The 10,513-nt window shown below is 43.3% G+C and carries 7 protein-coding genes and 2 tRNA genes; 1 reads left to right on the forward strand and 8 read right to left on the reverse strand.

Annotated elements, in window-relative coordinates:
- The 4 genes from NWQ57_RS15355 to alaS form a co-directional block, all read right to left on the reverse strand.
- Positions 1 to 77: transfer RNA gene (locus NWQ57_RS15355), tRNA-Arg, on the reverse strand.
- 27 nt (positions 78 to 104) lie between these two features.
- Positions 105 to 195, reverse strand: a tRNA-Ser gene (locus NWQ57_RS15360).
- A 356-nt stretch (positions 196 to 551) separates the two neighbouring features.
- On the reverse strand, positions 552 to 767 hold the full coding sequence (gene csrA / locus NWQ57_RS15365) for a carbon storage regulator CsrA (RefSeq protein WP_306023041.1): 216 nt from the start codon (positions 765 to 767) through the stop codon (positions 552 to 554).
- A 144-nt stretch (positions 768 to 911) separates the two neighbouring features.
- Positions 912 to 3,509 carry an alanine--tRNA ligase gene (alaS, locus tag NWQ57_RS15370; protein WP_306023042.1) on the reverse strand — a complete coding sequence of 866 codons (2,598 nt, stop codon included), beginning with the start codon at positions 3,507 to 3,509 and terminating at the stop codon, positions 912 to 914.
- A gap of 452 nt (positions 3,510 to 3,961) precedes the next feature.
- Here alaS and NWQ57_RS15375 point away from each other — a divergent pair, with 452 nt between their 5' ends.
- Positions 3,962 to 5,113, forward strand: a complete 1,152-nt coding sequence (locus tag NWQ57_RS15375; RefSeq protein ID WP_306023043.1) for a GNAT family N-acetyltransferase — start codon at positions 3,962 to 3,964, stop codon at positions 5,111 to 5,113.
- An 18-nt stretch (positions 5,114 to 5,131) separates the two neighbouring features.
- Here NWQ57_RS15375 and NWQ57_RS15380 read toward each other — a convergent pair whose 3' ends face one another.
- From NWQ57_RS15380 to metA, 4 genes are read right to left on the reverse strand one after another with little or no spacing between them, the layout of a single operon-like run.
- Complete coding sequence (locus tag NWQ57_RS15380; protein ID WP_306023044.1) at positions 5,132 to 5,716, reverse strand: DUF938 domain-containing protein; 585 nt, start codon at positions 5,714 to 5,716, stop codon at positions 5,132 to 5,134.
- A gap of 16 nt (positions 5,717 to 5,732) precedes the next feature.
- Positions 5,733 to 8,387, reverse strand: coding sequence for a methionine synthase (gene metH, locus NWQ57_RS15385; RefSeq protein WP_306023045.1), 2,655 nt, complete (start codon positions 8,385 to 8,387; stop codon positions 5,733 to 5,735).
- Positions 8,388 to 8,396: 9 nt separating this feature from the next.
- Entirely contained in the window at positions 8,397 to 9,458 is a 1,062-nt protein-coding gene (locus NWQ57_RS15390; RefSeq protein ID WP_372340930.1) for a homocysteine S-methyltransferase family protein, read from the reverse strand.
- Positions 9,459 to 9,502: 44 nt separating this feature from the next.
- Entirely contained in the window at positions 9,503 to 10,423 is a 921-nt protein-coding gene (metA, locus tag NWQ57_RS15395) for a homoserine O-succinyltransferase (RefSeq protein ID WP_306023047.1), read from the reverse strand.
- Positions 10,424 to 10,513: the final 90 nt, after the last annotated feature.

Here is a 10,513-nt window from a genome sequence, read left to right on the forward strand (position 1 = left end):
TGGCGCGTGTGGAAGGATTCGAACCTCCGACCGCCTGGTTCGTAGCCAGGTACTCTATCCAGCTGAGCTACACACGCATTGACAACGTAGCTAAGTATATATAATGGCGGAGAGGGAGGGATTCGAACCCTCGATACCAGTAATAGGTATGGTTCCTTAGCAGGGAACTGGTTTCAGCCACTCACCCACCTCTCCGGAACACGATATACACTTTTCTCATTCAGATTCTAACATAATGTTTTGTAAAAAAAACACTCTGACGATACAACTTAAAAGCTCTTTTATGCTTACTCTTTCTTGTTGAAAGAGTGAGAAGCTGTCTTGCCGTCTCTCCTAAATGAGGACGCGAAGTTTACTGATCCTAAAACGTAAGTCAAACAATTTTTCTCAACTTATTTACTGCTTGCTTGCATTTTGAACGATAAGCCATGCTTTGCTGTTTTTATGGGCAAATAGGCGGGTAATTTTTGTCTAACACATTAAAAATAAGCCTATTTCACACATAAAAAAAGCCGGTAGATACCAGCTTTTTTTATGTGCTTTAAAAATACTCAATCATCATCATGAGAGGACGATTGTTCGCCGCTCGCTGCTTGACCGTTTTTTTCAGCTTGAATACGCATGTAAATCTCTTCACGATGCACAGACACTTCTTTAGGTGCATTCACACCTATTCTTACCTGATTTCCCTTCACACCTAGCACGGTGACCGTTACATCATCACCGACCATCAAGGTTTCACCTACACGACGAGTTAAAATTAGCATTCTCTTGCTCCTTTTCCGTTAAATAGAATTTATAGTCCTTAGGTAACACTAGCGGAAAAATTCTGAACGACCAGAAAATCCCGCACTCAGTTGCTCCATATTTTTGTTGTCACCTCAAAAATTAACTGATAATTCTCGTACAATTTACAACGCCTTTATTAACCAAGGCTTAACTGATTCGATTGCATTAGCAAGATTTTCAGGTTGATTGCCGCCTGCTTGTGCCATATCAGGACGACCGCCACCTTTACCACCCACTTGCTGCGCGATGTAATTTACCAACTCACCGGCTTTAACTTTCGACGTTAGATCTTGCGTTACACCAACGATTAAGCTGACTTTAGATTGCTCCGCCACACCCAAGACAATAACAGCAGAGCCTAATTGATTCTTGAATTCATCAACCATACCTCGTAAGGCTTTTGACTCTACTTCATGTAAGTGAGCAACGAGTACTTTTACACCATTAATATCTGCCACATTGGTCAGTAAATCGCTGCCCTTAGAACTTGCTAGTTGCTGTTTTAACTTAGCCAGTTCTTTCTCAAAACTTTTGTTTTGTTCTAATAATTGAGTGATACGTGAGACAAGGCTAGTAGGTTCAGTTTTTAACATCGCAGCCAAACCGGACAACTCATTCGCTTGTTTCTGTATCAGCTCCAGCGCTGCCGACCCCGTCACAGCTTCTATACGTCGAACACCTGCGGCGATGCCACTCTCAGAGAGGATTTTAAACAAACCAATGTCTCCAGTACTCATCACGTGAGTACCACCACACAGTTCCATTGAAAACTCACCCATGCTGACAACACGAACATCGTCGTCGTATTTTTCACCGAACAAAGCCATCGCGCCGGCGGCTTTTGCTTCGTCCAAGTTCATTAACTTCGTCTGCAAAGCATGATTAGCTCTTATTTGCTCGTTGACTAAGGCTTCAACTTGGCTAATTTGCTCTTTAGTCATCCCCTCAAAATGAGAAAAATCGAAACGTAAACGCTCCTCTGTGACCAATGATCCCTTCTGATTAACGTGGGTACCCAATACCGTTTTAAGAGCCGCATGCATCAAGTGAGTAGCGCTGTGATTAAGTTTAACGGCTTCTCTGCGCTTTACATTATATTGTGCTTCAACGTGCTCACCCACTGCCAAGCCACCTTGCACAGAACCTTTGTGCGCAATTGCCTGACCAATTTTTATAGTATCGCTGACGACAAAAGACCCCTTAGCACTTTGAAGCGTACCGGTGTCGCCTATTTGTCCACCTGATTCAGCATAAAAAGGTGTTTGATCAAGTATCACGTAGGCTGTTTGCCCTTCTTGCAAGGTACTAACAGACTCACCGCCCACCAAAATTTCTAGCACCGTAGAACGGGTACTTGAAAGCTCGTAGCCATCGAATTTAGAGATGTTATCGCTTTTAAGTTGCTCATTGTAATCAGTATCAAATTGGCTAGCTTGCTGAGCGCGCTTACGTTGCTCGGCCATTGCCGCATTAAAACCTTCTTCATCAATACGTAAGCCACGCTCTCTGGCCACATCGTTGGTCAAATCAGCTGGAAAGCCATAGGTATCGTATAGCTTAAAGACCAAAGCACCGGGCACAACATCCCCCGAAAGTGCTGATAGTTCATCATTCAGAATGGTCATGCCTCGCTCTAGTGTCCGCGAGAATTGCTCTTCTTCGGTCCTAAGTACTTTTTCGACAACATGTTGCTGTGCTTTTAATTCAGGATAAGCCGCTCCCATTTGCTCGACTAAAGCCGCAACCAAACGATAAAAGAATACGTCTTTCGCCCCTAACTTGTTACCGTGTCTTACAGCACGACGAATAATACGACGTAGCACGTACCCTCTACCTTCGTTAGAAGGCACCACGCCGTCACAGATTAAAAAGCTACAAGAGCGAATATGATCTGCAATTACCCGTAAAGACTTATCTTCGAGGTCGGTACAAGCAATGATCTGAGCGGTTTGACTGATAAGATTGGTAAAGATATCAATTTCGTAGTTGCTATGTACATGTTGCAAAATAGCAGAAATACGCTCCAAGCCCATACCAGTGTCAATGGAGGGTTTGGGTAGTGGCTCCATCGTACCGTCGCTTTGACGGTTAAATTGCATAAATACTAAGTTCCAGATCTCAATAAATCTGTCGCCGTCTTCTTCTGGTGAACCTGGAGGTCCTCCCCAAATATGTTCACCATGATCATAAAAAATTTCAGAACATGGGCCGCAAGGACCTGTATCACCCATTGACCAAAAGTTATCTGAGGTAGCAATTCGAATAATTTTATCTTCAGGTACACCGATTTCTTTCGCCCAAATATCGAAGGCTTCATCGTCTTCGGCATAAACGGTAACTAATAATTTTTCTTTTGGTAACTTGAGCTCTTCAGTCAGAAAATTCCACGCAAACTTAATCGCGTCAATTTTAAAATAATCACCAAAACTAAAATTACCCAACATTTCAAAAAAAGTATGATGTCTGGCGGTATAACCCACATTTTCTAAATCATTATGCTTACCACCAGCTCGAACACAGCGCTGCGACGAGACAGCTCTCACATAATTGCGTTTTTCAGCACCAAGAAATACATCTTTGAATTGGTTCATCCCCGCATTAGTAAATAACAACGTCGGGTCATTGTTAGGCACTAATGAAGAACTAGAAACGATTTGATGTCCGTTTTTTGCGAAATAGTCTAGAAAGGCGCCGCGAATTTCGGCGGTTGTCATACTCATTTACAGTCCTGAAAATATAAAATTTAGTTGGGTTAAAAGACAGACTAAGCAGCGAGGTAACACTGCTTGTATCGCCCTACAGTAACATGTTTGCGAGGGTCTTGTTAAGGGCTTAATTTATGACTTTAAGACCCCCATTGCATAGTGTATTAGTTCAGCAGAAAAGCCCCGTTGCAGCATAAAAACGGTAGTACTTTTGATAGTCCTGAGGATCACTTAATTGATTCAGCCCTTTTTTCTTCGCTAAGACCGTTACGGCATGTTCAAACCAATCAACATCCAAACCTGACAATACGCGATTAACAATGCCCTGTTCTATTTGATGACTAACTCAAGACGACTGTGTTCTCTTCTGGCTAAGAGCCGAGTAATGGTATACTTTATTTCCTTATACTCTTCATTCTTGTTCATGAAAGTAAACCAACTTTTGACCGAGATTTGGGATTTCTAATTTGAAAAACAAATTAAGCTATACCTTTGTTAATAGTATCGAACAAATTGGTCCAGTGTTGTGGCAAGAGTTTACCTTAACCACTAACCCCTTTTGCCAGTATGAATTTCTCCACGCCTTAGAAACCTCAGAATCAGTAGGAGCAGATACTGGCTGGTCACCCTTGCATTTAGTTATTTATCAAAACAACCACGTTATTTGTCTGGTGCCACTATACAAAAAATTCCACAGCTATGGAGAGTATGTGTTTGATTTTGCATGGGCGAATACCTACAAGCAATACGGCTTAACGTACTATCCCAAATTAGTCAGCGCCATTCCGTTTACCCCTGTTACTGGCCCCAGAATAATGCATAAACCAGACTGCGAACTAGCTGAAGTGACAAAACTGGTGTGCCGCGTCATCAATGAAAAAATGCAGCTGGATGGCTTATCCTCGATGCATTGGCTGTTTGTGGATCTCATGACCAACAAGGCCTTGCAAACCCAAAAACAGATGGCTAGATATACGGTTCAGTTTCAGTGGTTTAATCGCAGTTATCTAGATTTTGACAGTTTCTTAGCGACAATGAACTCTAGAAAACGCAAGAGCATCCGCGCAGAACGCAATAAAGTAGCGCAAGCTGGGATCACAATTGAGCGCCTGACAGGAGACAAATTAAACGCAGAAAATATGGACTTTTTCTATCATTGTTATCAACAAACCTATTTAAAACGTAGCGGCCACACGGGGTATCTCACCCAAGCTTTTTTTAGCACTTTGTTTACTACAATGCATTCTAACTTAATGCTAGTTGAGGCTAGACGGGGCGATGAGCCTATCGCGAGTACCTTATTTTTTTATGATGACAATCAATTGTATGGTCGCTACTGGGGCGCCATCGAAGAGGTATCGCAACTGCATTTTGAATGTTGTTATTATCAAGGTATTGAATTTTGCATTGAACGAGGTTTAGCTGAATTTAATCCTGGAACACAGGGAGAGCATAAAATTTTACGTGGTTTTGAACCCATCTATTGTTATTCAAACCATCAATTAAAAGAACAGGCTTTTCATGATGCCGTTGGCCGTTTTATCGAAGAAGAGACCACTCGAATCGAACAATACAAACAAAATGCCACAGCACTGCTACCGTTCAAGAAGCGTGAATAAACATTATTTAGGCAAGCTTTAGTGTTTTTGCCACACCAAGCATAGATTATTGGCAGGCATGTCAATTAACTCCACTAAGCGCAATCCTTGCCCCCAGTAGCGTAATTCACTGATATCACGGATCCCGCCATAACCGTTAGACTTTAACTGCAAGTCAAAATCGGCATTGCTTTGCGCGTTAAACTGCCCGTCTTGAGTAAAGGGCCCGTACTGGCAAAATATGCCGCCCGAGGGCAAATTCTTCGCAATTAGGCCCATCATTAACTTACACTCATGCTTTTGCATGATATGTGCGGTATTCGCACTAAACACACTTTGAACATCTATCCCAGGCCAAGGGTCTTGACCGACTACAAAGGATATAGGCGCATGAATGTTCGCTTGGGGATAAGCAGCTATCCATTGATTAATCCCCTTGTGATTATTTAAAGCGTCACTCATTTGCCAACTAAGATGAGGGAGATGTGCAGCAAAGTGCACACCGTGCTGGCCTGTTCCAGAACCAATTTCTAAGATCTTAGTCGAGTGTGTAAAATAGCGTTTAAGCACCTCTAGTATGGGGCCTTTGTTATTTTCACACGCTTGACTAAAAGGCTTACTCATTGGTTCTTCCTTGTTATTAAAGTTGCAAATTCGGTGCGAGCCATTTGTGCGCTTCTTCGACAGACCAGCCTTTGCGGCTTGCGTAATCGTGTAACTGATCATTTTGAATTTGCGCGACTGCAAAATAGCGACTTTCAGGGTGCGAGAAATAAAACCCAGAAACCGACGCGCCTGGCCACATAGCGTAACTTTCTGTCAGCTTCATGCCGGTGTGTTTTTCGACATCAAGCAAATCCCAAATAAGCTGTTTCTCAGTATGTTCAGGACAAGCGGCATATCCTGGAGCAGGACGAATACCTTGATATTTTTCTCGAATCAGTTCGTCATTACTCAACTGCTCGTGCGGCGTAAACCCCCATATTTCTTTACGCACCTGCTCATGCAAATATTCAGCAAAAGCCTCTGCTAAACGGTCAGCAAGGGCTTTGACCATGATACCGTTATAGTCATCACCATCATCAATATAATGCTGAGCCAATTCATCTTCGCCCACACCTGCTGTCACCGCAAACGCCCCTAAGTAGTCCGCTTTAGCAGTGCTTTTTGGCGCAATAAAATCACTCAAACAGTAATTTGGACCGTTCGGCTTTTGGGTTTGTTGGCGCAAATGATGGGCAATGAATTGCGGGCTGACGCGCTGCTCATTTTGATACACCTCGATATCGTCACCAACACTATTGGCTGGGAAAATCCCCATCACGCCCTTCGCTTGTAACAGTTTATTGGCACACAGTTCGTTGAGCATGGCCTGGGCATCAGCAAATAATGCCTTTGCTTCTGTGCCCACCACTTCATCTTCTAAAATGCGTGGGTACTTACCGGCTAATGACCACGTTAAGAAAAAGGGCGTCCAATCGATATAATCTCGTAATACATCAAGCCCAACCGATACAGTTTTAACACCAAGCTCATTTGGCTTAGGCGGCTGATAACTAGCCCAGTCAAAAGTGAAGGCATTGGCTCTAGCTTGCTCTAACGTTACCGGCTTAGTGCGTGGCTTTTTCTTGGCGTGCTGTTCTCTGACATTTTCATATTCAGCGCTGAGCTGTGCGGCAAATATGGCACGATTATCTGCCGCAATTAACCGCTGACACACGCCAACTGCACGACTCGCGTTAGGGACGTATACAACGGGATGTTGATAATGTTGTTCGATTTTAACCGCAGTATGGGCTTTAGAGGTGGTTGCCCCGCCAATCAACAAGGGTAAATCAAAATTGAGTCGCTGCATTTCTTTTGCGACATGCACCATTTCATCTAGGGAAGGCGTAATCAAACCAGACAAGCCTATCATGTCGACGTTTTCGTCTTTGGCCACTTGGAGTATTTTGGCGCAAGGCACCATGACGCCTAAATCAATAATTTCAAAGTTATTACACTGCAGAACCACACCAACAATGTTCTTGCCAATATCGTGTACATCGCCTTTCACGGTAGCTAAAAGTATTTTACCGTTACTGCTGCCTTGGTCTTTTTCAAGTTCAATATAGGGGTTAAGGTAAGCAACCGCTTTTTTCATTACCCGAGCAGATTTTACCACCTGTGGTAAAAACATCTTACCTTCACCAAATAAATCGCCGACTACATTCATACCGTCCATTAACGGCCCTTCAATGACATGCAAGGGTTTTTCGGCTTCGAGTCTGGCGGCTTCAGTATCTTCTTCAATAAAGTCCATGATGCCGCGCACTAACGCATATTCGAGACGTTTATTAACCGGCAACTGGCGCCATTCTAGATTTTCTTTTTCTTGGACTTTGCCGCCACCTTGGTATTTGGGCGCTAATTCTAATAGACGATCTGTCGCATCAGGGTGACGATTTAAAATAACGTCTTCGACAGCGTCTCTGAGCTCAAGTGGAATTTGGTCATACACCTCCAGTTGCCCAGCATTAACAATGCCCATGTCCATTCCCGCTTTAATCGCATGAAACAGAAACACCGAATGCATGGCCTCACGCACTGGATTATTGCCACGAAATGAAAACGATACGTTCGACAAACCACCAGAAATATGAGCATGGGGCAAGTGCTGACGAATGCGGCGCGTAGCGTTGATAAAATCTAAGGCATAGTTATTGTGCTCTTCAATGCCCGTGGCCACCGCAAAAATATTGGGGTCAAAAATAATGTCCTGAGGCGGAAAACCAATTTTTTCAGTCAGTAACTTGTAACTACGTTCACAGATCTCAAACTTGCGATCCTCGGTGTCAGCCTGGCCGACTTCATCAAAAGCCATAACAACAGTGGCTGCACCGTAGCGCTTTATCAATTTAGCTTGGTGTAAAAAGTTTTCTTCACCTTCTTTTAAGCTGATGGAGTTAACAATCGACTTGCCTTGTACACATTTTAAACCTGCTTCGATAATCGACCATTTTGACGAGTCAATCATGATCGGCACCCGAGAAATATCAGGCTCAGAAGCGATTAAATTGAGAAAGCGCACCATAGCAGCTTCAGAATCAAGCATGGCTTCATCCATGTTGATATCAATGATTTGAGCCCCATTTTCAACTTGCTGGCGAGCAACATCTAGGGCCTTCTCATAGTCGCCCTCAAGTATGAGGCGTTTAAACATGGCTGAGCCGGTAACGTTAGTACGTTCACCTACATTAATAAATACGCTAGCTGAGCTTTTTTCTAGGTTTATTTCTTTTTCAATATCTTTCATTTATACGGCCTAATGGACAAAGGGTTCGAGGCCAGATAAACGCATTTTAACTGGATGTTTAATCATTTTTCTCGGCGCTTTGCCGGCAGTCACTGCCACCATGGCGGCAATATGCTCGGGGGTACTGCCACAGCAGCCACCAACAATATTCAGTAACCCTGCCTCGGCCCACTCTTTGATATGTGTCGCCATTTCGTCACTTTCCATATCGTATTCACCAAACTCATTAGGCAAACCAGCATTGGGGTGAGCAGACACTAAACAGTCAGAAATGGTGGCGATTTCATCCACGTATTGACGCAACAAATCTGGCCCTAATGCACAATTTAAGCCCATAGAAAAAGGATTAACATGGCACATCGAATAATAAAAGGCTTCGGCAGTCTGGCCTGACAAAGTACGGCCTGAGGCATCAGTAATGGTGCCTGAAATCATAATCGGCAAACGTTGCTCACGTTGTTCAAACACGGTTTCAACAGCAAATGCTGCCGCTTTCGCATTCAGCGTATCGAAAATAGTTTCGATCAAAATCAAATCACAGCCCCCATCCATCAAGGCATGAGTCGCTTCAACGTAGGCTTCGACTAATTCATCAAAGGTCACATTACGCTTACCTGGATCGTTCACATCAGGAGAAATAGAGGCAGTTCGACTTGTTGGACCCAGTACCCCAGCCACAAAACGGGGTTTTTCAGGGGTTCGCTGCGTATATTCATCAGCCGCTTTACGGGCTAATTTAGCCGACTCATAGTTAATCTCTTTGGCTAAGGATTCCATGTGATAATCAGCCATCGAGATAGTGGTAGAGTTGAAAGTATTGGTTTCAATAATGTCAGCGCCAGCCGCCAAATAAGCACAATGAATATCATAGATAATATGCGGCTGAGTGATGCTCAACAAATCGTTATTACCTTTTATATCAGACTGCCAATCAGCAAATCGCTCTCCGCGATAATCCGCCTCTTCTAATTTATGTTTTTGGATCATGGTACCCATGGCGCCATCCAAAATCAGAATACGCTGTTGTGCAGCATCCTGTAAAAGTTGTTCTTTGTTAGATTGACTCAACACGTTTCCTCAATAACTCTTTATTAACTAGGTACTTAACGATAATTTTAACGGGACAAACTGTCTAAATCGTAGGGCGTAGTTTGATAGACATAGTAGTTTAACCAATTTGTGAACAATAAGCTGCCATGAGCGCGCCATTTCACCATAGGTGGTTTTGACGGATCATCGTCTGGAAAATAGTTCACTGGTATTTTAGGCGCTAAATTCGCAGCAAGGTCTCGATGATACTCTTGGCTTAAACTCTCAGGATCATATTCGGGATGTCCCGTAACAAACACCAAACGCTTGTCTTGCGATGCCACAATATGGGCCCCGGTTTTAGCAGAACTTGCTAACACACTGAGCTCTGGAATACTTTGATACACCTCAATTGGAATTTCTCCATAACGAGATTGTGGCGCATAAAACACCGGATCGAAACCGCGCAGTAATTCGTCATGTTCATTTTGCACTTCAATAGGATAAACCCCACTGAGCTTTTCATCTTTGAGTACGCGATTTTTGCCAAAATAATGATAAATGGCTGCGTGTGCCGCCCAACAAGAAAATAAGGTTGATTGCACATGTCTGCGTGCCCAGTCCATGACTACGGTCATTTTTTCCCAATATTTTACGTCTTGATAAGCAAGATGGGCCAGCGGCGCACCAGTAACGATTAAACCGTCGTATTTTTTATTAGCTATCTCGTCAAACTCACGATAGAAAGCATCCATGTGGGCCTTAGGCGTATTTTTAGGCGCCTGATTATCGATGCGGATCAAGTCCACATTAACTTGTAAGGGGGTGTTGGATAGCAAACGCAAAAACTGCTCTTCGGTTTCCATTTTATTGGGCATCAGATTTAAAATACCCACTTCCATCGGTCGTATATCTTGGGTCGCTGCACGCTCAGAATCCATCACAAAGATATTTTCACGACTCAACACGTTTTGTGCAGGCAAATTACTCGGGATACGAATAGGCATAAAGACTCCAAGGAAGCAAAAGAGGGTAGCAAATCTCGCTCAATCTAGGCAAAAAGTCAACATCTTTACGTCTAGACGTCTAAACATCTT

The sequence above is a fragment of the Paraglaciecola sp. genome (assembly GCF_030730205.1).
In the GTDB taxonomy this organism is placed as follows: domain Bacteria; phylum Pseudomonadota; class Gammaproteobacteria; order Enterobacterales; family Alteromonadaceae; genus Paraglaciecola.

Coding starts and splice junctions, on each gene's coding strand:
- alaS (WP_306023042.1), bottom strand. CDS start 3,509: ATGAGTATGACAACCGCCGAAATTCGCGGCGCCTTTCTAGACTATTTC.
- csrA (WP_306023041.1), bottom strand. CDS start 767: ATGCTAATTTTAACTCGTCGTGTAGGTGAAACCTTGATGGTCGGTGAT.
- NWQ57_RS15380 (WP_306023044.1), bottom strand. CDS start 5,716: ATGAGTAAGCCTTTTAGTCAAGCGTGTGAAAATAACAAAGGCCCCATA.
- metH (WP_306023045.1), bottom strand. CDS start 8,387: ATGAAAGATATTGAAAAAGAAATAAACCTAGAAAAAAGCTCAGCTAGC.
- metA (WP_306023047.1), bottom strand. CDS start 10,423: ATGCCTATTCGTATCCCGAGTAATTTGCCTGCACAAAACGTGTTGAGT.